24 protein-coding genes are annotated in these 21,828 nt (G+C 71.8%); 12 read left to right on the plus strand and 12 right to left on the minus strand.

What is annotated here, in order from left to right; translation table 11 throughout:
* Positions 1-26: 26 nt before the first annotated feature.
* Complete coding sequence (locus DCE93_RS00605) at positions 27-1,328, minus strand: alpha/beta hydrolase (protein WP_108594183.1); 1,302 nt, start codon at positions 1,326-1,328, stop codon at positions 27-29.
* 137 nt (positions 1,329-1,465) lie between these two features.
* On the opposite strand from DCE93_RS00605, the gene DCE93_RS00610 reads away from it, so the two are divergent.
* Entirely contained in the window at positions 1,466-2,851 is a 1,386-nt protein-coding gene (locus tag DCE93_RS00610; protein ID WP_108594184.1) for a glycine--tRNA ligase, read from the plus strand.
* 162 nt (positions 2,852-3,013) lie between these two features.
* Here DCE93_RS00610 and DCE93_RS00615 read toward each other — a convergent pair whose 3' ends face one another.
* The 3 genes from DCE93_RS00615 to DCE93_RS00625 form a co-directional block, all read right to left on the minus strand.
* A complete protein-coding gene (locus DCE93_RS00615; RefSeq protein WP_165906060.1) occupies positions 3,014-3,700 on the minus strand; it encodes a GNAT family N-acetyltransferase in 687 nt (228 codons plus the stop codon).
* An 82-nt stretch (positions 3,701-3,782) separates the two neighbouring features.
* The gene (locus tag DCE93_RS00620; RefSeq protein ID WP_108594186.1) at positions 3,783-5,210 is read right to left on the minus strand and encodes a glutamyl-tRNA reductase; all 1,428 of its coding nucleotides are present in this window, start codon (positions 5,208-5,210) and stop codon (positions 3,783-3,785) included.
* Positions 5,211-5,267: 57 nt separating this feature from the next.
* Entirely contained in the window at positions 5,268-5,990 is a 723-nt protein-coding gene (locus DCE93_RS00625; protein WP_108594187.1) for a hypothetical protein, read from the minus strand.
* 262 nt (positions 5,991-6,252) lie between these two features.
* Here DCE93_RS00625 and hemE point away from each other — a divergent pair, with 262 nt between their 5' ends.
* The 6 genes from hemE (at position 6,253) to DCE93_RS14480 (ending at position 11,191) form a co-directional block, all read left to right on the plus strand.
* Positions 6,253-7,404: a uroporphyrinogen decarboxylase gene (gene hemE, locus DCE93_RS00630; protein ID WP_108594188.1), complete on the plus strand. Its 1,152-nt coding sequence runs from the start codon at positions 6,253-6,255 to the stop codon at positions 7,402-7,404.
* Entirely contained in the window at positions 7,401-8,921 is a 1,521-nt protein-coding gene (hemG, locus tag DCE93_RS00635; protein ID WP_108594189.1) for a protoporphyrinogen oxidase, read from the plus strand. Before hemE ends, hemG begins: the two co-directional genes overlap by 4 nt.
* A gap of 98 nt (positions 8,922-9,019) precedes the next feature.
* Positions 9,020-9,508 (plus strand): hypothetical protein, encoded by a 489-nt coding sequence (locus tag DCE93_RS00640; protein ID WP_108594190.1) that lies wholly within the window; start codon positions 9,020-9,022, stop codon positions 9,506-9,508.
* Positions 9,509-9,527: 19 nt separating this feature from the next.
* The gene (locus DCE93_RS00645) at positions 9,528-9,938 is read left to right on the plus strand and encodes a phage holin family protein (RefSeq protein WP_108594191.1); all 411 of its coding nucleotides are present in this window, start codon (positions 9,528-9,530) and stop codon (positions 9,936-9,938) included.
* On the plus strand, positions 9,922-10,233 hold the full coding sequence (locus DCE93_RS00650) for a DUF3618 domain-containing protein (protein WP_108594192.1): 312 nt from the start codon (positions 9,922-9,924) through the stop codon (positions 10,231-10,233). The genes DCE93_RS00645 and DCE93_RS00650 overlap by 17 nt, the downstream gene beginning before the upstream one ends.
* Positions 10,234-10,276: 43 nt before the next feature.
* Positions 10,277-11,191 carry a GntR family transcriptional regulator gene (locus DCE93_RS14480; protein ID WP_168186144.1) on the plus strand — a complete coding sequence of 305 codons (915 nt, stop codon included), beginning with the start codon at positions 10,277-10,279 and terminating at the stop codon, positions 11,189-11,191.
* A gap of 24 nt (positions 11,192-11,215) precedes the next feature.
* On the opposite strand, the gene DCE93_RS00660 is transcribed toward DCE93_RS14480, so the two are convergent.
* From DCE93_RS00660 to idi, 7 genes are read right to left on the minus strand one after another with little or no spacing between them, the layout of a single operon-like run.
* On the minus strand, positions 11,216-12,100 hold the full coding sequence (locus DCE93_RS00660; RefSeq protein WP_108594193.1) for a prenyltransferase: 885 nt from the start codon (positions 12,098-12,100) through the stop codon (positions 11,216-11,218).
* Positions 12,090-12,395 (minus strand): lycopene cyclase domain-containing protein, encoded by a 306-nt coding sequence (locus tag DCE93_RS00665; RefSeq protein WP_108594194.1) that lies wholly within the window; start codon positions 12,393-12,395, stop codon positions 12,090-12,092. The genes DCE93_RS00660 and DCE93_RS00665 overlap by 11 nt, the downstream gene beginning before the upstream one ends.
* Positions 12,392-12,724, minus strand: coding sequence for a lycopene cyclase domain-containing protein (locus DCE93_RS00670; protein WP_108594195.1), 333 nt, complete (start codon positions 12,722-12,724; stop codon positions 12,392-12,394). Before DCE93_RS00670 ends, DCE93_RS00665 begins: the two co-directional genes overlap by 4 nt.
* Positions 12,721-14,286 (minus strand): phytoene desaturase family protein, encoded by a 1,566-nt coding sequence (crtI, locus tag DCE93_RS14485; RefSeq protein ID WP_165906061.1) that lies wholly within the window; start codon positions 14,284-14,286, stop codon positions 12,721-12,723. The genes DCE93_RS00670 and crtI overlap by 4 nt, the downstream gene beginning before the upstream one ends.
* The gene (locus DCE93_RS14490) at positions 14,283-15,203 is read right to left on the minus strand and encodes a phytoene/squalene synthase family protein (protein WP_168186145.1); all 921 of its coding nucleotides are present in this window, start codon (positions 15,201-15,203) and stop codon (positions 14,283-14,285) included. Before DCE93_RS14490 ends, crtI begins: the two co-directional genes overlap by 4 nt.
* Entirely contained in the window at positions 15,200-16,276 is a 1,077-nt protein-coding gene (locus DCE93_RS00680) for a polyprenyl synthetase family protein (protein WP_108594196.1), read from the minus strand. Before DCE93_RS00680 ends, DCE93_RS14490 begins: the two co-directional genes overlap by 4 nt.
* Positions 16,273-16,836: an isopentenyl-diphosphate Delta-isomerase gene (gene idi / locus DCE93_RS00685; protein WP_108594197.1), complete on the minus strand. Its 564-nt coding sequence runs from the start codon at positions 16,834-16,836 to the stop codon at positions 16,273-16,275. The genes DCE93_RS00680 and idi overlap by 4 nt, the downstream gene beginning before the upstream one ends.
* A 76-nt stretch (positions 16,837-16,912) precedes the next feature.
* On the opposite strand from idi, the gene DCE93_RS00690 reads away from it, so the two are divergent.
* On the plus strand, positions 16,913-17,464 hold the full coding sequence (locus tag DCE93_RS00690) for a MarR family winged helix-turn-helix transcriptional regulator (RefSeq protein WP_244284200.1): 552 nt from the start codon (positions 16,913-16,915) through the stop codon (positions 17,462-17,464).
* Here DCE93_RS00690 and DCE93_RS00695 read toward each other — a convergent pair.
* The gene (locus DCE93_RS00695) at positions 17,455-17,922 is read right to left on the minus strand and encodes a pyrimidine dimer DNA glycosylase/endonuclease V (RefSeq protein WP_108594199.1); all 468 of its coding nucleotides are present in this window, start codon (positions 17,920-17,922) and stop codon (positions 17,455-17,457) included. The two genes, DCE93_RS00690 and DCE93_RS00695, sit on opposite strands and share 10 nt — an antisense overlap.
* Before the next feature lie 116 nt (positions 17,923-18,038).
* Here DCE93_RS00695 and hemQ point away from each other — a divergent pair, with 116 nt between their 5' ends.
* Genes hemQ through DCE93_RS00715 form a run of 4 tightly spaced genes read left to right on the plus strand, consistent with a single transcriptional unit; the run spans position 18,039 to position 21,803 of the window.
* The gene (gene hemQ / locus DCE93_RS00700; RefSeq protein WP_108594200.1) at positions 18,039-18,776 is read left to right on the plus strand and encodes a hydrogen peroxide-dependent heme synthase; all 738 of its coding nucleotides are present in this window, start codon (positions 18,039-18,041) and stop codon (positions 18,774-18,776) included.
* The gene (locus DCE93_RS00705) at positions 18,776-20,044 is read left to right on the plus strand and encodes a ferrochelatase (protein ID WP_108594201.1); all 1,269 of its coding nucleotides are present in this window, start codon (positions 18,776-18,778) and stop codon (positions 20,042-20,044) included. Before hemQ ends, DCE93_RS00705 begins: the two co-directional genes overlap by 1 nt.
* Positions 20,041-20,994: a hydroxymethylbilane synthase gene (gene hemC, locus DCE93_RS00710; RefSeq protein WP_108594202.1), complete on the plus strand. Its 954-nt coding sequence runs from the start codon at positions 20,041-20,043 to the stop codon at positions 20,992-20,994. The genes DCE93_RS00705 and hemC overlap by 4 nt, the downstream gene beginning before the upstream one ends.
* Before the next feature lie 14 nt (positions 20,995-21,008).
* Positions 21,009-21,803 carry a uroporphyrinogen-III synthase gene (locus tag DCE93_RS00715; RefSeq protein ID WP_108596493.1) on the plus strand — a complete coding sequence of 265 codons (795 nt, stop codon included), beginning with the start codon at positions 21,009-21,011 and terminating at the stop codon, positions 21,801-21,803.
* Positions 21,804-21,828: the final 25 nt, after the last annotated feature.

Raw genomic sequence — 21,828 nt, forward strand, 5'->3', positions numbered from 1 at the left:
CTCCCGGTGCGGTTCGATCGGGCCGGTCACGGCGCGGTGAGCCCGAGCCTGGGGAAGAGCACCTCGAACCCCTTCTCGAGCCCGCCGCGCAGCGCCCGGGCGTCGTGGTCGGCGCCGGGCACGAGGAAGAGGGTCGTCTGCATGCCGGCGGCGATCGCGGCATCCGCGAGGCGCTCGGTTCCCGCGACGAACGCGCCGTCGTTCTCGCCCACCGTGAAGACGGCGACGGTGTCGGGGTACGGCGCCTTCGAGGCCATGATGTTCGCGGGCTTCACCGCGTCGTAGGCGGGCTGAACGTCGTGGAAGACGGTCGAGAGCACCTCGTCGGCCTGCTCGGCACCGGCGAATTCCAGGGGTGAGACGGCGAGGAGGTTGCCGAACACCTCGGGGTGCTTCGCGCCGAAGTACGCCGCGCACTGGCCGCCGTTCGAGTACCCGGCAACCGTGGTGTACTGGCGCCCCTGCAGCACGCCGAGGCGCTGCTTCGCCCACGGCACGACATCCTGCATGACGTAGCTCTCGACCCGGCCGAGCTCGCTGTCGAGGCAGAGCGGGTCGACGCCGGGGTCGCCCAGCTGGTCGATCACGAGCGCGATCGGGGCGAGTCCGTCGTGCTTCGCCGCGAACTCGTCGAGCACGCCGCCGATGAAGCTCGCGTCGGGGTCGCCCGGCTGCCCCATCATCATGACGACGAGGGGCAGGCGAGGGGCATCCGCCACGAGCGCTGCCGGTGGCAGGTAGATCTGTGCGGGCCGCGCAGCGAAGCCCGACTGCGTGTTCGGCACACCGCCCTGCACGACGCCGATCTCGCCCGTGGCCGGCATGTCGGCCGGGGGCGTCCAGGTCAGGTAGAGCGGCTCTGCGGGGTCGGCGGTCTCAGCCGGGTCGGGAACCGGGGGGTCGATCGGGTCGGCGGTCGAGATGTGCAGCATCGAGCCGAGCGTCGGACTCAGGCCGTAGGCGGCGTTCACGCCGAACGCCGCGGCCGCCGCGAACAGCGGGATCGCGAGCAGGGCGATGAGCTTGCGCCACCATCTCGAGTACCAGAGGTTCCAGATCGCGAGCGTGATGCCGGCGGATGCCGCCGGCACCCAGAGCCAGGCCGAATCGTCGACGGGCCCGCCGAATGCATCGAACATGTTCACGGCGAGCCAGAGCACCGCGACGCCGACGAGCGCGCCCACGATGAGCAGCACGACGACCGTGAGCACCCACGACCAGCCCGGCCCGCGGAAGAGCAGATACAGGAAGACCAGTGCGGCGATCGCGCACACCGCGATGATGAACGGACCGTCGACCACGTTCAGCTCGAGCACGAAATCCCACACCGTCGCCCCCTTGGCTCTGGTCGTGTTTGGCCACAGCGTACCGACCGCGCGCTCATTCGGGCTCGCGCCCGCCCGTAGGATGGTGACACCGTGTCGTTTTCCGGCATTCGCCCGATCCCAGGACCATTGGAGCCACCGTGGCCGCACCCAGCCGTCTCGAGTCCGTCATCGCCCTCGCCCAGCACCGGGGCTTCGTCTTCCAGGCCGGCGAGATCTACGGCGGATCCCGGTCCGCCTGGGACTACGGACCCCTCGGCGTGGAGCTGAAAGAGAACATCAAGCGGCAGTGGTGGCGGTACATGGTCACCGGTCGCGACGATGTCGTCGGCCTCGACTCGAGCGTCATCCTGCCGAAGCAGGTGTGGGTCGCCTCGGGTCACGTCGGCGTCTTCACCGACCCGCTCGTCGAGTGCCTGCACTGCCACAAGCGCTTCCGCGAAGACCACCTGCTCGAGGCCTTCGAAGAGAAGAAGGGCCGCGCCCCCGAGAACGGCATGGGCGACATCGCCTGCCCGAACTGCGGCACCCGCGGTCAGTGGACCCCGCCCCGCGACTTCAACATGATGCTGCAGACCTACCTGGGTCCGGTTCAGGATGAGTCGGGGTTGCACTACCTCCGCCCCGAGACGGCGCAGGGCATCTTCACGAACTTCGCCAACGTGCTGCAGGCCGCGCGCATGAAGCCGCCGTTCGGCATCGGCCAGATCGGCAAGTCGTTCCGCAACGAGATCACGCCCGGAAACTTCATCTTCCGCACCCGGGAGTTCGAGCAGATGGAGCTCGAGTACTTCGTCGAGCCCGGCACCGACGACCACTGGTTCGAGTACTGGCTCGACTACCGGTGGAACTGGTACGTCGACCTCGGCGTCGACCCCGAGAACCTGCGTCGCTTCGAGCACCCGCAGGAGAAGCTCTCGCACTACTCGAAGCGCACCGTCGACATCGAGTACCGCTTCGGTTTCACCGGCGGCGAGTGGGGCGAGCTCGAGGGCGTCGCCAACCGCACCGACTTCGACCTCACGACGCACTCGGAGCACTCGGGCAAGGAGCTGTCGTACTTCGACCAGTCGAAGAACGAGCGCTGGATCCCCTACGTGATCGAGCCCGCGGCGGGCCTCACCCGCTCGCTCATGGCCTTCCTCGTCGACGCGTACCACGTCGAAGAGGTGCCGAACGCGAAGGGCGGCGTCGACACCCGCACGGTGCTGCGTCTCGACCCGCGTCTCGCGCCGGTCAAGGCCGCCGTGCTGCCGCTCAGCCGCAACGAACGCCTCTCGCCGCTCGCGCGCGAGGTCGCGGCATCGCTGCGCAAGCACTGGAACGTCGACTTCGACGACGCCGGTGCGATCGGTCGTCGCTACCGTCGCCAAGACGAGATCGGCACGCCGTTCTGCATCACGGTCGACTTCGACTCGCTCGACGACAACGCCGTGACGGTGCGCGAGCGCGACAGCATGGAGCAGGTGCGGGTGCCGCTCGCCGAGCTCGAGGGCTACCTGGCGGCGCGCCTCATCGGCGCGTAACCGCCCGGGTGGGGTGAGCCCAGAGCTCGCCCCGCGGCGCTGCACGCCCACTCTGCGGGACATTCGAACGTACGTTCCCCAGGCTGTGGATAACTCTGTGGAGACGTGGAATAGGAGGATCGTCTCCGGTGCGCGCAATCGACGCGCCGCGGAACGCCCCGACTACCCCCGCGCCGCCGCCCACTCCCGGCGGAGTACGCCGTAGACCGCGGTGTCCTGCCACTCGCCGTCGTTGTACTGCTCTTCGAGGATCGTCGCCTCGCGGCGCATGCCGAGCCGCTCGCACAGGGCGGCGGACGACCCGTTGCGCGCGTCTAGGAATGCCTGCACGCGGTGCGGATCGAGCGTCTCGAACACGAAGTCCCGCACCGCGAGACCGGCTTCGCGCGCGTAGCCGCGGCCCTGGAAGTCGGGGTGCACCACCCAGCCCAGCTCGAGCTGCGCGTGCGCGAGGCTCGAGACGCGCACCATCATGTCGCCGATCACGCGGTCGCTCGCGCCGTTCCCGGTCGACGGGGTGCCGAGCAGCGTCACCGCGAGCACGAAGAAGTCGCCGTCGGCCGCGAGCACACGGCCGGCCGCGCGGGTCGCGGTGTGCGCGTAGCCCTGGGCTCGGTCGCGCTCGGGCCACGGCAAGTAGCGGAGCACCTCGGGAATGCGCTGGTACTCGAAGACGTCGGGGGCATCGGATGCCTCGAGCGGGCGCAGCACGAGTCGTTCCGTGCTGATCGGCGACTCGGTCAGCACGGTCGCGTCGAACGGAACGCGCAGCGCCGGCGGCCCGTCAGCTGCGGCAGCGGCTGCGCGATCGGCGGGAGTCGGCTTCGCGGCCGTGGAGTTCTCGTGCATGGTCATGCAGCGTATCGCGCACCCCTGATGCGACGGATCCGGCCTGTGGTCCGGCCATCGGCAGCGGTCGAAGGGCCGTCAGTCAGCCGAGTCGGCGTTCCGTCGACCCTGCCCCGCCGGCGTCTGTTGCACCATCTGCGGCCGCACCGTCCAGGGCTGCTCCATCCGCGGGAGCGACACCGAAGATCGCCGCGATGCCGTCGATCCAGGCCTGCTGCTCACCGGCGCGCGCGAGTTCGCGCGAGCGCACCATGGGGGTGTGCAGCAGCACCCCCGCCATGTGCCGCAAGGCCTCCTCGGTGCGTCCGTCGGCATCGCCGCGGGTGCGGGCGCGCTCGATCTCGCCGTCGAGCAGATCGAAGACGTGGCGTCGCAGGGCGACGACGGCGGGCGCGAGATCCTGCTCTTCACGGGCCTCGCCGAAGGCGCGGGCGGCTCCGTCGACGATCGCGCGCGCGGCATCCGTCGCACCGAACTCTTCGAGCGGGGCGTGGATGCGGATGGTCTCGAGGTCGAGCAGCTCGACGCCGGGGAGCTCTACGACATCGGGGTCGACGTTGCGGGGCAGGCCGAGGTCGATCACGAGCTGGCGTGCGGCCGGTGCATCGACCGGCTGCGCGACGAGGCGGAGCGATGCCGGAGCGGCAGCGTCGGCACCGGCGTCGCCGCCCGCAGGGGCGCGGTCGGCACCGGATGCCTCGAAACCGGCCCGTCCGGACTCGAGCAGTGCGCGGTCGACCACGTGGTGCTCGGCCGTGGTGCAGGTCACGATGACGTCGGCGCTCGCCGCGGCCGCAGCGACCGTGCCGCGGGTGACCGCCTCGATTCCGTGGTTCGCGGCGAACTTGGTCGCGCGCCCCGACGGGGAGAAGACCCGCACATCGGTGACGCCCCGATCGCGCAGTGCCGCGAGCGAGGCGCCGGCGAACTGGCCCGTGCCGACGAGCAGCACTCGAGTGCCCGCCCAGTCGGTGATGCGGCTCTCGGCGAGTTCGAGCGCGAGGCGCACGACGGAGCGACCCTCGCTGCCGATGCCGGTCTCGTTCTTCACGCGGCGCGAGATCTGCGAGGCGCGCTGGAAGAGGCGATCGAGGTCGGGCGTCGTGGTGCCCTCGGTGCGGGCTCGTTCGAGCGAGCGGCGAACCTGGCCCGCGATCTCGCCCTCGCCGACGACGACCGATTCGAGGCCGGATGCCACCGCGAACAGGTGTCCGGCGACGGCGTTGCCGTGCACGAAGCCGAAGGTCGCACGGAGCTCGCCGGGTTCGAGTCCGGCGACGGAGCCCACCGCGCGGATCGCCTCGTGCACCGCCGGCACCGGCGACTCGCCGTCGGCGGCGTCGAGGTCGAGGTACGCCTCGAACCGGTTGCAGGTGGCGACGACGACGGCGCCCTGCACGGCGGAATGTCCGTTGCGAATGCGGGGGCCGGCGGCATCCGCGGTCGCTGAAAGCCGCTCGAGCATGTCGAAGCCGGCGTTCTTGTGACTCGCGGTGAGGCAGATGAGCACGAAGGGATTCTACTCGCGGTCGAATGCGGGTTCGCCCAGTGCCGTTCCTGAGCGAGGTCAGCGCGGGGCGAGCGCCGGGGTCTGCCGCATGATCTGGATCGGCGCGGTGAGCGGCGGCACTTCGAGCCCCTCGGCCGCGAGCGCGAGGCGGTGCTCGGCCTTCCAGCTGCGCACCACGGCGAAGAAGGGGGCGTCGGAGAGCGCGTAGCGACCGGGTCGCTCGGCCGCGAGCACGATCGGCAGTTCGACGCTCACACCGCCGCGGCGCACGCGCAGCACGAGCACGGAGAGCACCGAATCGCCCGCGATCATCGAGTCGCTGCGGATGCCGCGAACCTCCTGCCACGGGAAGTGCACCGCGCGCCGGGGGCGTCGCCCGCCGTTCCAGAACGACACGCCGAGCTCGTCGACCACGATCGAGTAGCGGGCCGCGAGCTTGACCGGGCGCGGGTCATCCGCCGTCAGTTCGTTCAGGCTCGCCACCAGTTCACGGCGACGGATGCCGCAGCTCACCTCGCCGCGCACGCCGGCCTCGAGTGCGCGACGGCGCGAGCGGGCCCTCGCGAGTCCGCCGAGTTGCACGAACATCCAGATGAACGCGACGAGCACCGCGGCGGCGGAGAGGCCCATGGCGACGCGTTCGAGGTCTGGAACCTCCGGGAGGCGGAACATGACGCGTTCGAGGGCTGCCGAACCGGCGACGAGCGCGCCGATGACGATCGCGGCAGCAGCGGCGACCACGAAGGTGATGCCCGTGCGATGCGGCGTGGCCGCGTTCATCGGGCGACTCGAACTGATCGGGTGGGCGGGGTGCAGCACGACAGTGGGGGCATGGGTTCTCCGTGGGTGCGGAGGCGCACGAGCCGGGACACGCGCGTCGTCGTGCTCGGGGGGCGCACAACGTCTCGACCATAGCGCCGATGGGAGCGGAAATGTAAGGGTTCCGAACGAATTACTGCGGCGGTGCAGCGCGCCGGGCGCGGAACCCGGGAGATGGCGCCGGCGTTCAGGTCGGGCGAGTTCCTCAGGCCGATACGCGACAATGTCAGGCGTGATCCTCTCCCCGCAGCATCCGCTCTCCGCCGGCCTGACCTCCGACTCGCGTCTCGTGCGCGCATACCGAGGAGAGCGCTCCGACGCGACCCCCGTGTGGTTCATGCGGCAGGCGGGGCGCTCGCTGCCCGAATACCGCGACCTCCGCGTCGGCACGCGCATGCTCGACGCGTGCCTCGACCCGGCGATGGCGAGCGAGATCACGCTCCAGCCGGTGCGCCGGCACCGGGTCGACGCGGGCATCTTCTTCAGCGACATCGTCGTGCCGCTGAAGCTCGTCGGCGTCGACGTTGAGATCCAGCCGGGCCGCGGCCCGGTCTTCAGCAGGGGCTACGCGGATGCCGCGGGCGTCGCCGAGCTCACGGCGATCGACCCGGCGCGGCTCGACGAGGCATCCGGGCCCATCAGCGAGGCCGTCACGCTCACGGTCGCCGAGCTGAACACGACCGACCACGGCGCCGGAACGGCGACCCCGCTCATCGGCTTCGCGGGCGCGCCGTTCACGCTCGCGGCCTACCTCGCCGAGGGCGGCCCGTCGAAGGACCACCTCGCCGCCCGCACCCTCATGCACGCCGACCCCGGCGCGTGGCGCGCCCTCATGGACTGGACCGCAGAGCTCACCGGCCGCTTCCTGCGCACGCAGGTGCTCGCCGGGGCATCCGCCGCCCAGCTCTTCGACTCGTGGGCGGGCGCCCTCTCGCTCACCGACTACGAGACCCACGTGGCGCCCGCCTCGGCGGCGGCTCTCGCGCACGTGCACGACCTCGCCTACGAGACGACGGATGCCTCGGGCGCCGCGGCGCCCGCCCGCAGCGTGCCCGTCGTGCACTTCGGCGTCGGCACCGGCGAGCTGCTCGGCGCGATGCACGCCATCGGCGTCGACACGGTCGGGGTCGACTACCGCATCCCGCTCGACGTCGCCGCCCGGCGCGTCGGCGAGGGCGTGCCGCTGCAGGGCAACCTCGACCCCGCGCTGCTCGCCGCCCCCTGGCCCGTGCTCGAGGCGGCCGTGCGCGAGGTGCTGCGCCGCGGCGAGGTTGCCCCCGCCCACGTCTTCAACCTCGGCCACGGCGTGCCGCCCGAAACCGATCCCACCGTGCTGACGCGCGTCGTCGAGCTCGTGCACGAGGCGTCGGCATGACCGAGCCGACGCACCCCGCTGCCCCTGCCGAACCCGCCGTCGAGCGATCGAGCGCCGATGTCGTCGTGGTGGGCGGCGGCGTCGCCGGCCTCGTCGCCGCACTCGAGTGCGCGAAGGTGGGCCTGCGAGTCACCGTGCTCGAGCGGCGCGACGAGCTGGGCGGATGCGTCGGCCGCATTGAGCTCGACGGGCTCACGCTCGACAGCGGCGCCGAGTCCTTCGCGACCCGCGGCGGCGCCGTCGCCGAGCTGCTCGGCTCGCTCGGCCTCGACGGCGACATCGAGAACCCCAACCCCGCCGGCGCGTGGCTCGTCATGCCCGGCAAACCCGGCCGCCCCGACGCGGCCCCACTGCCGAAGACGGGCATCCTCGGCATCCCGGCGAACCCGCTCGGCGACGACGTGCGCCGCATCATCGGCTGGAGCGGGGCGATCCGCGCCTACGGCGACCGCCTCATACCGATCCTCCGCATCGGCCGCGCCCGCAGCCTCGGCCAGCTCGTGCGCTCGCGCATGGGCCAGGCCGTGCTCGACCGGCTCGTCACGCCCATCTCGGCCGGCGTCTACTCGACCGACCCCGATGAGCTCGACCTCGATGTCGTCGCCCCCGGCCTCAACGAGGCGATGACCCGCACCGGCTCGCTCTCTGGCGGCGTCGGGCAGCTCGTCGAGGAGCGAAAGGCCGGGGGAGCCGTGCGCGGCATCCGCGGCGGCATGCACACCCTCATCGACGCACTCGAGCGCGAACTCGGGCGCTTCGGCGCCACGGTCGTGCGCGGGGCCGAGGTCACGGGGCTCGAGCGCGAGTCCGCGCCGTCGTCGGGCGAGGCATCCGGATGGCTCGTCACCGCCGCCGCTGCGAGCGGCGAGCTGCTCGTGAGCGCCCCCGACGTCGTGCTCGCCGCCTCGGGCCACGCCGCACTCGACCTCGTCGACGCCGCGCTCGACGGCTGGGCCCCAGTCGCCGACACCGCACGGGCCGAGTGGCCCGCCGCAGCATCCGTCGAGCTCGTCACCCTCGTGCTCGACGCGCCGGCTCTCGACGCCGCGCCCCGGGGCACCGGCGTGCTCGTCGCCGCCGACACCCCCGAGGTGCAGGCGAAGGCGCTCACGCATTCGACCGCGAAGTGGAACTGGCTCGCCGAGGCGGCCGGCGGCCGTCACGTCGTGCGCCTCTCCTACGGTCGGGCGGGAGCGCCGAATCCGCTCGACGGACGATCGGACGCCGAGGTCGCCGTACTCGCGCTCGCCGACGCCTCCCTCCTGTTCGGAGTGCCGCTCGACGGGCGGATGCTGCGCGCCTCGGGCCGCACCGCCTGGCGCGACGCCCTCTCGCAGGCGGCCATCGGCCAGCGCGACCGGGTGCGGGCACTCGAAGACGCGCTCGCCGCGGAGACCGGCATCGAGGCCACCGGTTCGTGGATCGCCGGTACGGGCCTCGCCTCGGTCGTACCCCACGCGCTCGAGGCGGCACGCCGCATCCGGCACCGCCGGGTGCACCCCGACGGCGTCGCATAGCCCGAACGGAATATTTCAGCGCAACCCCCTTGCGCGTCTTCGTGCTGGGTCTACGCTGGAACAGTCGCTGTGATGAATCACAGGGAGATGGGGTGCACATGAAAGGCAAGATCCTCTTCGTCGTGGGGCTCGGAACCGGCTACGTGCTCGGCACGCGAGCCGGTCGTGAGCGCTACGAGCAGATCCGCAAGGCGGCCGAGGGTGTGTGGAACACGCCGGCCGTGCAGCAGGGCGTCGACACCGTCAAGGGGTTCGCGGCCGACAAGGTCGGCGACCTCTCCGGCACCGTGCTCGATGGGGTGAAGTCGCTCATCGGCAACGCCACGCGCGGCTCCGGCGCCACGAAGCACGACGTCAGCAGTGCGGCGAGGGCTGCCAAGCAGAACGTCTCGAAGACGGCTGCGGCTGCGAAGTCCGCGCTCGATGACGCGGCATCAGCGCTCGACGAGGTGATCGACGACGCGGCCGATGTGGCGGCGTCGTCGGCCCGCCCGAAGAGCACCGCGGCTGCGACGAGCAGCGCGAAGCGCCCGCCGGTGACGCGCAACGGGGCGGGCTCGTCGAAGCCCGCCGCATCCGATTCATGACGGTGGAGGTGACGACGCGATGACCGCACCGTCGAACGACGACGACCGCTCACTGTTCACGCTGATCGGCGAGCTGCCCGACACGATCTCGTCGCTCGTGCGAGCCGAGATCGACCAGATCAAGGCCGAGGTCTCGTACAAGGTCAAGCACTTCGGCATCGGCTCGGGGCTCGTCGCCGGCGCCGCGGTGGTCGGCATCTTCCTGCTCTTCACCCTGATCATCACCGGCATCTTCGCGCTCGCGCTCGTGATGCCCGCGTGGGCGGCCGCCCTGACCGTGTCTGGCGCGCTGCTGTTGATCATCGTGATCCTGCTCTGGATCGCCTACATCAACTTCAAGCGGGGCGCCGAGCCCCTCGAGTCGATCGACAGCTTGAAGGCCGACCTCGACGCACTGAAGGGAACGGGTGACTATGACCGTCGTTACTGATGCCACCGGCCCCAGCCCCTCCAAGCGCGACAGTGCCACGCGCGAGCGAAACCTCACCCGCGTGCAGGCGAGAATCGCGTCGCAGCAGGCGCGGGCCGACTTCGCCGAGACGCTCAACGCGCTCGAAGACAAGCTCAATGTGCCGAAGCAGGTGGGCAGGCGGGCCGCCCGCGCGAAGGTGAAGCTGCGCCGGTTCGCCGACGAGCAGCCGGCCGTCGCGTTCGCCGCAGCGGTCGGTCTGGTCGCCGCCGTCGGGGCCACGGTGTGGCTGGTCGTGCGAGCGAACCTCGACTGATCGCCGCGTCGATCAGGGCGAACCAGAGCGAGCGGATGCCTCCGTGCCGACGACCCGACGCGGGGTGAGCGCCCGGGCGGCGGCCGAGACCACCGTCGACCGCGTGGCGGCCTCGGTGCGCGCCGACATCTTGAGCGGGGTGCTTCCGCCCGGCGCGCCGCTGCGGGAGGAAGCCGCAGCGGAACAGCACGGGGTGTCGCGGCACACGGTGCGCGCCGCGTTCCAGCGGCTCGTGGCCGAGCGGCTCGCCGTCGCCGAGGCCTACCGCGGGGTGCGCGTGGCGAGCTTCGATCGGGCACATGTGATCGCGCTGCAGCAACTGCGTGCCGCGCTCGAGGTCGAGGCCGTGCGCATCGCGGGCGAGCGCCTCGGCGACGCGTGGCCCGACGAGGTGCTCGCGCCGGCGCGCGCGGCCCTCGACCGGCTCGACGTGCTCGCACGCACCGCACGCGACGCCGCGCGTCACGAGCACGACGCCGAGCGTCACGCGCACGACGCCGCGCGCGACGCCGAGCGTCACTCGCACGACGCCGCGCGCGACTCCGAGCGTCAGAGGGACACTGTCGCGTCAGAGGCAACGGATTCCCTTCCTCCGACGCGACAGCGTTCCTCTGACGGCGGCGGCGGGGGCATCGGCGGGAGCGACGGCGGCGACGACGGGGGCGGCGGCTCCGACGGCGGCGGCGGCGGGCGAGACGAGGGGTGGCTCGAGGTCGAGCGCATCCACGCCGACTTCCACCGGGCGATCGTCGCGGCATCCGCGAGCCCCCGCATCATCGAGGCGCACGTCGCCCTCGGCAGCGAGCTGCTCCTCTTCCTCCTGCACGTGCGCCCGCACTACACGCTCGAGAGCCTCATCGCCGAGCACCGGGCGCTCCTCGACGAGGTGCAGCACCGAGGTCCGGCCGCGATGCGCGAGCACCTCGAGCACTCCACGCGACTGCTCGTCGGCGGCTGAGCGTTCGCCCCGAGCGGGCAGCGCTCAGGCCGTGATCGCCGCGTACCAGATCAGCAGCATCGTCACGAGGAATCCGACGACGTAGTTGATGCCGAGGAATCGCCTCCAGCCGGCGTTCGCCGAGCCCGATTCGGCGTCGGTCACGCCCGTGAAGGGCGCCGCCGCGACGATGTACGGCACCACGAGCACCGCCGCGAGCGGACCGGGCCACGACGTCGCGAGCATGAGCACGCCGGCCAGCGCCCACATGCCGATCGCGAACCACACCGTGCGGCGCGCCCCCAGCACGGTCGCGATCGAGGCGATGCCGCCGGCGCGGTCGGGCACGACGTCTTGCACGGCGCCGAACGCATGGCTCGCGATGCCCCACGCGAGGAACGCGAGGAGCAACGCGAAGAGCTGCGGCGTGAACGCCGCACCGGCGAGCACCAGTCCGTAGACCGCGGGGCTCACGAAGTGCACGCTCGAGGTGAGCGAGTCGAGGAACGGCACCTCCTTGAACCGCAGGCCCGGCACCGAGTACGCCGCGACCGCGAAGAGGCTGACCGCGAGCACCGCCCACGACGCCGGTCCGCCGAGCACGACGAGCGCCGCGACGAACGGCATGCACGTCGCGATCGCGGCGATGATCGTGAGCCGGTGGCGGCCCGGCACGAGCAACGCGCCCTCGACGCCGCCCTTGCGCGGGTTCGCGGCATCCGATGCGTAGTCGAAGACGTCGTTCACGCCGTACATCGCGAGGTTGTACGGCACGAGGAAGAAGAGCGTGCCGATGACGAGCGCGGCATCGATCTCACGGGTTGTGAGCAGGTACGCTGCGGCGAAGGGGAACGCGGTGTTCACCCAGCTCAGCGGGCGAGAGGCGGTGACCAGGTCGGCGACCGCGCTGCGGCGGGCGTCAGTCGGCATCGGTCCGCCCTCCGAGGAGATTCCAGAGCCCGCTGAGCAGCAGGATGCCGGCGATCGGGTACGCGAGGTCTTCGATGGGGGCGAGGCCGAGGCGCACCCCCCAGATGTGCGCGTCGGCGTAGTCGAAGAGGCCCGTGGCGATCATGATCGAGTCGAAGGCGATGGTCAGCGCCACGAGCACGAGCGCCGAGATCAGCACCGCCCGCCCGTGGCCCCTCGGCGCGCGTCGCCAGCCGAGCGCCGCGACGACGACGGCGACCGCGAGGAACACCGCGGAGAGCAGCAGGTAGGTCACCGGCGGGCCTCCTTCGCCGCGATCAGGCGCAGCACTCCCGTGTAGAGCACGAGCGTGAGGTAGCAGAGGAACGCCAGGAACACGAGCTCCTCGAGCGGCAGCTCGGGCGCCAGCAGGATGCCGGTGCTCACCGTGTTCTCGGCGCGGTGGAAGATGCCGAGGCCGATGCCGGCGAGGTCCCACACGAGGAAGAAGACGAGACCGATGACGAGCACGACCGCTGCGCGCCAGCGCCGGCGGGCCGCGGCGAACACGAGCCGGAAGCGAACGTCGAGCAGCACCATGCACGCGATGCCGCCGAGCAGCACGCCGAGGTAGACGAAGGTCATGCCGGCACGCTCCGCACCTCGGGCTCGGCGAGCGGGCCGGCGCCGCGGTCGCCGCGCAGGGCCTTCGCCACGAGCTCGGCGCTGATGAGGCACATCGGCAGTCCGATGCCGGGCACCGTGGTCGCGCCGGCGAAGTACAGGTCGCTCACCGTCCGCGAGGCGGTGCGGCCGCGCAGGAAGGCGCTCTGGCGCAGCACGTGCGCCGGCCCGAGCGCCGAGCCGCGCCACGAGTTGAACTCCGAGGCGAAGTCGCCCGGCCCCACGGTTCGGCGCACGACCACGCGGTCGGCGAGGTCGGCGACGCCCGTCCAGGCCGAGATCTGCTCGATCGCGGCGTCGGCGATGCGCTCGACGGTCGCGTCGCCGGCACCGTCGACCCCGCCGTGCCCGATGCCCGGGTCGGCCGGCACCGGCACGAGCACGAAGAGGTTCTCGTGCCCGGGCGGCGCCGCCGTCGGGTCGGTCGCGCTCGGCTTGCACACGTACAGCGACGCCGGGTCGGGCACCGACGGGTTCCGACCGAAGATGCGGTCGAAGTTCTCGCCCCAGTCCTCGGTGAACAACAGGTTGTGGTGCAGCAGCTGCGGCAGCCCGCCGCGCACGCCGAGCATCACGAGCACGGCGCCCGGCCCGGGATCGGCTCGGCGCCACGAGGCATCCGACCTGCTTCGCAGCTCTGGCGGCAGCAGCGCCGTCTCGGTGTGGTGCACGTCGGCCGCCGAGACGACGAGGTCAGCGTCGACCAGGTGGGCGGTGCCGTCGCGATCGAGGTAGCGGATGCCGCGGGCCGCCCCCGACTCGACCCGAATCTCGGTGACCCGGGCGTTCGTCACGATCTGCGCGCCGGCCCGCTGCGCCAGCCGGGCGACGCTGTCGATGACCTCGCGGAAGCCGCCCTGGGGGTAGTAGACGCCGTCATCGAGGTCGAAGTGGCTCATCAGGTGGTACATGCTCGGCGCCGCCGACGGCGAGGTGCCGAGGAAGACCGCGGGGTAGCCGAGCACCTGCCGAAGCCGCTCGTCGCGGAATCCGCGCGCGACGAAGCGGTCAAGCGGCTGCAGGAGCAGTCGGCCGAGCCGGCCGAGCCGCCGCAGCACCGGCGGCACGAGCAGCGAGCGCGGCGACGAGAAGTCGTTGTAGAGGAAGTGGTCGAGCGCCAGCTGCGTCGTCTCCTCGGCCGAGTCGAGGTGGCGCTCGAGCGCCCGGCCGGCACCCGGCTCGATCGCCTCGAACGTCGCGGCGGCGCGTGCCCGGTCGGCGACCACGTCGAGGGGCTCGTCGTGGCGCTCGAAGAACACGCGGTAGCCCGGTTCGAGTCGCACGAGGTCGAGCTCGGCGTCGGCGCTCGTGCCCATCAGCCGGAAGAAGTGCTCGAACACCTCGGGCATGAGGTACCACGACGGGCCGGTGTCGAAGCTGAAGCCCTCGGCATCCCACCGTCCGGCGCGACCCCCGACGGTGTCGTGCGCCTCGTAGACCGTGACCTCGTGCCCGTCGCGAGCGAGGAGTGCGGCCGTCGCGAGGCCGGCGATGCCGCCTCCGACGACGGCGACCCGGCTCATGCCGTCGCCTCGGGCACCGGCGCAGCTGCCGGGGCGTGCGCCGGGCCGCGCGACCGCGACCCGGCGGCGCGCGCGAGCAGCAGGAGCTTCTGCGGCGTCGGCACGCTGACCCTGACCGTGAGCAGTTCGCTCGCCGGGGTGCGGCGCAGCCGCTCGGAGAGGGCGGAAAACAGGGCGTGCGCGGCGGCGACGGCCCTGCGGCATCCGCTCGGAAGTTCGGGAATCACCTCGCCCGCGATCCGGAGGTCTCGATCGATGTCGTCGAGCAGCCGCGCCTTCTCGGCCTCGCTGAGGTGCGCCGGGTCGATTCCGGGAAAGTAGCGGCGCCCGAGCGACTCGTAGTCGTCGGCGAGATCGCGCAGGAAGTTGACCTTCTGGAATGCGGCGCCCAGATGACGGGCACCGCGCTGCCACCGCTCGTCGCGGGCGGCGTCGGCGGGCAGCCCCTCGCTGAACGCGCGCAGGCACATGAGCCCGACGACCTCGGCCGAGCCGTGGATGTAGTCGCGCAACTCGTCGTCGTCGAACTCGACCGGGTCGAGATCGCGACGCATCGACGCGAAGAACGGGCGGGTCAGCTCGCTCCCGAACCCCGTGGCGCGTGCGGTCTGCGCGAAGGCGTGCACGACGAGGTTCGAGCTGTACCCGCGGGCGATCGCCTGCTCGGTCTCCACCTCGAGCGCGTCGAGCATCGCACGGCGTTCCTCGAGCCCGAGCCCGGCTTCTTCGGCCGGACCGTCGACGATCTCGTCGGCGATGCGCACGAGCGCGTAGATGTCGGCGACGTGGACGCGAACCGTTCGCGAGCACAACCGGCTCGCGAGGCCGAACGAGGTCGAGTAGTGCGAGATCACCTGCGCTGAGCCGAGGCGCGCTGCGCGGTCGTAGAGGGCGAGGCCGGTCGTCGGCGCGGTCATCGCGCACGCTCCACGCACGCGCGGGCCGTGAGCGTCAGCGCCTCGTGCAGGCCTTGGGGCAGGTCCGACCCGGTGATGGCGTCGACGGCGGCGGCGCAGCGCTCGTCGATGAGTCGCTCGACGCGTTCCCTGGCGCCGCTCGACTCGATCGCCGAGCGAAGCCGGGCCGCCTCGGCGTCATCGAGCTCGGGCGTGCCGAACCCCGCAGCGGCCTGCGCCCAGTCGGGATGCTCCCGGGCATACGCGATGAGCAGGGTCTCCTTGCCCTCGCGCAGGTCGCTGAGCGCCGACTTGCCGGTGACCTCCACGGAACCGTAGACGCCGAGCACGTCGTCTCGCAGCTGGAACGCGACGCCGAGATGGCGGCCGATCTCGCCGAGGCGCGCGACGGATGCGGCGGAGGCTCCGCCGAGCATCGCCCCGGCCTGGAGCGGTGCGCTGAACGAGTACGACGCGGTCTTGTTCTCGATCATGGCGAGGATGTCGCGCTCGCCGGGTGCATCGCCGGCATGACGGACGGCGTGGCGCACGTCGGCGTGCTCGCCGGCGGCCGCGAGGAAGACGCACTCGTCGACGATCTCGAGCACCGCCCTGCGCACCGCCCGCGGTGCCTCGAGTTCGGCGACCACCCGCAGCGCACCGCTGATGAGCAGGTCGCCCGCGAGGATCGCGGATGCCTCGCCGTACTCGTGCGCCCAGTCGGCGGGCAGCCCGCGGTCGATGCTCTCGAGGGCGAAGCGCCCGGCGACGTTCGGCGCTCCCCGGCGCACGAGGTCGTGATCGATCACGTCGTCGTGCATGAGGAAGGCGGTGTGCAGGAGCTCGAAGGCGGCGGCGAGTCGCACGGCCTCGGTCGTGCTCGAACCCGCGTACGCGGCATGGGCGGCGAGCACGAGCTCGGGCCGGATGCGCTTGCCCCCCGCGGCGCCGTCGCGCGCGGACTCCCAGAGCCGCACATAGTCGTCGCCGTGCCGGGCGGCCCGTTCGAGGCGTTCGGCGAAGAACTCGTCGATGAACTCGCCGACCGCGGCGGTGCCGGCTTGGAGCGGGCGGGCGAGGGTTGCGCCGATCATGACGCCAAGGCCGCGCGCTGATCGAGGGAACCGCCGAGGAACGGCAGCAACTGCGCCTGCAGCACGAGCCACGGGCTGAACACCCAGGGCGCATGCTCGATGGCCGGAGCGAGGCGATCGGGATGCACCCAGGCGAAGTCCATCACCTCGCCGGGGTGCGGTTCGAGGTCGGATGTCGCACGCGCCGTGTAGACGGGGCAGAGCTCGTTCTCGACGAGCCCCGAGGCATCCGTCGCCCGGTAGTGGAAGAAGGGAAGCACCGGCTCGATGGCGTCGAGCGAGAGGCCGAGCTCGAACTCGCCGCGGCGGCGGATCGCATGCACGAGGGTCTCTGCTGGCGCCGGATGGCCGCAGAACGAGTTGGTCCAGACGCCGGGCCACGTCTGCTTCGACAGCGCGCGACGGGTCACGAGGAGTTCGTCGCGCTCGTTGAAGACGTGGCAGGAGAAGGCCAGATGCCGGGCGGTGTCTGCGCCGTGCACGCTCGACTTCGGCGCCCGGCCGATGGGACGGTCGTCAGCGTCGAGTAGGACGACCTCTTCGATGTCACTGAGGGTCATGCTGACTCCAGACATTCACTGAATAGGATAATAATTAGCTTAGCTAGAAATATACTAGATTGGCTAGAATCACACCATGGCAACTGAGCGGGAGGGGCGGCACGACATCGCGGCCGCGATGCACGACCCCCGCATCTCCGACCACGACGAGCAGCTCGTGGATCGGCACGGACTCGACGACGAAGCCGTCGACCAGATCGTGCGCGTGATGCAGAGCCTGCGCGGCTGGCACGACGCCGAGCGTCGCATGAGCGAGGCGTCGAGCCGGTACATGAAGCTCAACACCACCGACATGCGCGCCCTGCGCTTTCTCATCGCCGCGCGCAACCAGCGCGAGATCGTCACCCCCGGCGCTCTCAGCGAGTACCTCGGCATCTCGAGCGCGTCGACCACGAAGCTCCTCGACCGGCTCGAGCACGGCGCACACCTCGTGCGCGCACCGCACCCGACCGACCGGCGGGCGCTCGCCATCTCGGTGACCGACGCAACCCGCATCGTCGCCCGCGAGACCGTGGGCCGGCAGCACGCCCGGCGGTTCGCCGCCGCCGCCGCGCTCGCGCCGGCGGAGCGCGAGGTCGTCATCCGGTTCCTCGACGCGCTCAGCGCGACCGAACTCGATCAGGACTGAGGCGATGCGCTCTCCGCGGCAGGCAGGGTCGCGCGCTCCCACGAGGCGACGGCCCCTGCGGTCACCGTGAAGAGCGGGTGCGGTGCCGGCAGCTCCACGCCGGCCCAGCGCAGCGCCAACTCGGGACTGCGGGTCGCCAGCTTCCGCCGCAGGTGCTCCCACTCGAGCGCCAGCTGCCCGCTCGTGACCTCGAGCAGCACCGGCGTCTCGCTGCGCCGATGCACCTTGCCGCCGTCGAAGCGGTAGCCGCGCGCCGTCGCCTCATCGGCCACCCCGGCGAGGTAGTCGCCGATCGCGCCGAGCGGGTCGGGCAGGTCGCGGAACCGCTCGAGCTGCGGGTGACGCGTGTAGCCGCGGGTCGCCCCCTCGAGCACCGCCTGCGCGAGCAAGGTCTCACGCCAGCAGGCGGTCAGCCCCTGGCGATCGAGGTAGCGCGGATGCAGCGACCAGATCCTCATCCGACGAGCGTACGTGCTGGCGGCACCCGACGAGCGTCCGTCGTGCCGGCACGCACCGGCCACGGGCCGGCCGACTCCCTTTTGGCCGATCACTGAGAAAGAGAGAGACTGGAGGCATGTCTTCCCCCGCTGCCGAAGCGGCAGCCGACGCGCTCCGTCCCCAGTCCGAAACCGGCGATTCTCCCGAGGGGTTCACGGTGTTCGCCGTGTTCCGCCGCGACCCGGCGAGGCCCGATGACTACGACGGCCACGACGTGCGCCGCATCGTCGACGAGCTCGACGGCGTCATCGCGCTCGTCGAGAACGAAGGGGTGACCCTTCGCGGCATCTACGACGTCTCCGGCCTGCGCGCCGACGCCGACGTCATGCTGTGGCTGCACGGACCGAACGCCGAAGGGCTGCAGTGGGCGCTCCGAGAGCTGCGCCGCGCCCGCATCCTGAAGCACCTCCTGCCGACGTGGAACGCCATGGGCGTGCACCGCGACGCCGAGTTCAACAAGGCGCACGTGCCCGGGTTCCTCCGCGGCGTCGAGCCCAAGGCCTGGCTCACGGTCTACCCGTTCGTGCGCAGCTACGAGTGGTACCTCCTGCCCGGCGAGGAGCGCAGCCGCATGCTCGCCGAGCACGGCCGCAAGGGCGCCGCGTTCCGCGGCGCGATCGCCAACACCGTGAGCGCCTTCGCGCTCGGCGACTACGAGTGGCTGCTGCCCATCGAGTCCGACGAGCTCACCGAGCTCGTCGACCTGATGCGCGATCTGCGTGCCACCGACGCCCGCCGTCACGTGCGCGAAGAGGTGCCCTTCTACACGGGTCGCCGCATCACCACGGCCGAGCTCGTGGAGGTGCTGCAGTAATGGCGGCGGTCAACCTCGGCTCGACCGGCGCCGGCGCGGCGGATGCCACGGAGACGCGGGCCCGCGGCCACAAGCCGGCCCCGGCGGCATCCGCTCCCTGCGCTCCCGGCGCGATCGTGCCCGGTGCCACGCCGGCGGCGCAGAGCGGCCCTGCGCACGTCACCGAGCCCGTCGCCTACGACGCGATCCTGCTCGCCGGCTTCGGCGGACCCGAGGGTCAAGACGACGTCATCCCGTTCCTGCGGAACGTGACGAGCGGTCGGGGCATCCCCGACGAGCGTCTCGAAGAGGTCGCGCACCACTACCGGCACTTCGGCGGCACGAGCCCGATCAACGCGCAGAATCGCCGGCTCAAGGCGTCGCTCGAGGCCGAGCTCGCGATCCGGGGCATCGACCTGCCCGTCTACTGGGGCAACCGCAACTGGGACCCGTACCTCAACGACGCGCTCGCCGAGGCGAAGGCCGCGGGCCACTCGAAGCTCATCGCGATCGCCACGAGCGCCTACAGCTCGTACTCGAGCTGCCGCCAGTACCGCGAGGACTTCGCCGACGCGCTCGCCGACACCGGGCTCGGCGACGAGATCCAGATCGACAAGGTGCGTCAGTTCTTCGATCACCCCGGTTTCGTCACCCCCTTCGTCGAGGGCGTGCGCGACGGGCTTCAGGGGCTCGAGGCATCCGCCGGCCTCGACCGCACGACCGAGATCGAGGTGCTCTTCGCGACCCACTCGATCCCGTCGACCGACGCCGCGAAGTCCGGGCCGGCCGAACGCGGCTTCGGCGAGGGCGGCGCCTACGCCGCGCAGCACCGCGCGGTCGCCGAGGTCGTCATGGCCAAGGCGGGGGCAGCGGATGTCCCGTGGCAGCTCGTGTACCAGTCGCGCAGCGGCCCCCCGTCGATGCCGTGGCTCGAGCCCGACATCAACGACGCCATCGAAGAGCTGCCCGCGGCCGGCCGCAAGGCCGTCGTCATCGTGCCGCTCGGCTTCGTGAGCGACCACATGGAGGTGCTCTGGGACCTCGACAACGAGGCGCTGGAGACCGCCGAGCAGCACGGCCTCGCCGCAGTGCGGGTTCCGACGCCCGGCACACACCCCGCCTATGTCACCGGGCTCGTCGACCTCGTGCTCGAGCGGGTCAACGGCACTCCGGTCGCCGAGCGGCCCGCCGAGACCGAGCTCGGCCCGTGGTACGACGTCTGCCGCCCGGGCTGCTGCGAGAACGTGCGCCTCGGCTTCCGCCCCGCGCTCGCCGGGATCGCGCCATGAGCCAGGTCATCCGCGTCGGCACCCGGGGCAGCGCGCTCGCGATGGCCCAGACCCGCCAGATCTCCGAGAGACTCGGCACGGCCGCGAACGCCGAGATCGAGCTCGTGCCGATCACGACGCAGGGCGACACCTCGCGGGCGTCGCTCGCGACGATCGGCGGCACCGGCGTGTTCGCGGCCGCGCTCCGCGAAGCGCTCCTCGCCGGCGAGTGCGACGTCGTCGTGCACTCGCTGAAAGACCTGCCGACGGCCGAGCACGAGGGGCTGCGCCTCGGCGCGGTGCCGAAGCGCGCTGACGCCCGCGACGCGATCTGCGCGCGCGACGGGCTCACCCTCGCGACGCTGCCCGAGGGCGCCCGGGTCGGCACCGGCTCGCCGCGCCGCATCGCACAGCTCGGTGCGGCCCGCCCCGACATCGTCGCCGTCGACATTCGCGGCAACGTCGACACTCGCCTCGGCAAGGTCGAATCGGGCGAGCTCGACGCCGTGCTGCTGGCGGCGGCCGGTCTCGGCCGGCTCGGGCTGGCAGATGCGGCGACCGAGCTGCTGCCGCTCGCCGAGTGGCCGACCGCACCGGGTCAGGGTGCGCTCGCGATCGAGGTGCGGCGCGAGAAGGGCGACCGATCGCTCGAGCGGGCGCTCGAGGCGATCGACCACAACACGACCCGGGCGACGGTGCTCGCCGAGCGGCTCGTGCTCGCCGGACTCGAGGCAGGGTGCTCCGCTCCCATCGGTGCCACGGCATTCATGGAGGACGAACTTCTCTTCCTGACGGCGACCGTGTACAGTGCCGACGGAGCCCGGCGAATCGTGAGTTCGCACGCGGCCACCCCCGACAGCCGCTCGGCCGCCGACTTGGCGGATGCGGCGCGCGACGTCGCCGAACGTGCCGTCGCGGAACTCCTCGGCAACGGCGCCGCCGAACTTGCACCACCTGAGGAGTCGCCGTGAGCGAATTCGAATCGATGACGGGTGCCGTCAACCTGCCCGCTTCGGTGGGCAAACCACTCGCCGGCTGGCGAGTGCTCGTGCCGCGCGGCGGGCCCTGGGGCGACGGCGTCGCCGCGGCGCTGCGCGCTCGCGGCGCCTCGCCGCTGGTCGCCCCGCTCATCAACTTCGCACCCACCGACGACCAGCCCGCCCTCGAGGCGGCACTCGCGAAGCTCGCTGCCGGCGGGTTCGACTGGCTCACCATCACGAGCGCGACGACCGTCGACGTGCTGTCGTCGTACGACGCGGTGATCCCTGAGACGACGAAAGTCGCAGCGGTCGGCGAGACCACCGCTGCCGCTCTCGTCGCAGCCGGGTACCACGTCGACATCGTGCCCTCCGAAGACAACTCCGCCCGTGGCCTCCTCGAGGAGTGGGAGGCGGCGACCGAGGGCCGAAAGGGCCTCCGGGTGCTGGCCCTGCGCTCGGCGATCGCGAAGCAGGTGCTCTCGATCGGCCTCGCCCGGGCCGGGCACCACGTCGAGGCGGTCGTCGCCTATCGAACCATCGGCGTGCCCGTGTCGTCGAAGGTCGCCGACGATGTGCGGTCGGGCCGGGTCGATGCCGTGCTCGTGACGTCGGGCAGCGTCGCCGAGCAGGTGCAGCAGCAGCTCGGCCCGATCCCCGAGTCGATCCTCGTCGCCGCCATCGGCCCGCAGACGAAGATGGATGCCGCGCAGGTCGGCCTCCGGGTCGACGTCGTGGCCCGCGAGCGCACCGCCGAGTCGCTCATCGACGCGGTGGTCGACGCCGCGACGGCGAAGGCCTGATCGAGCCCATCGCGCCCGGCGCTCG

Origin of the sequence: Agromyces badenianii, assembly GCF_003070885.1 — a bacterium.
Taxonomy (GTDB): domain Bacteria; phylum Actinomycetota; class Actinomycetes; order Actinomycetales; family Microbacteriaceae; genus Agromyces; species Agromyces badenianii.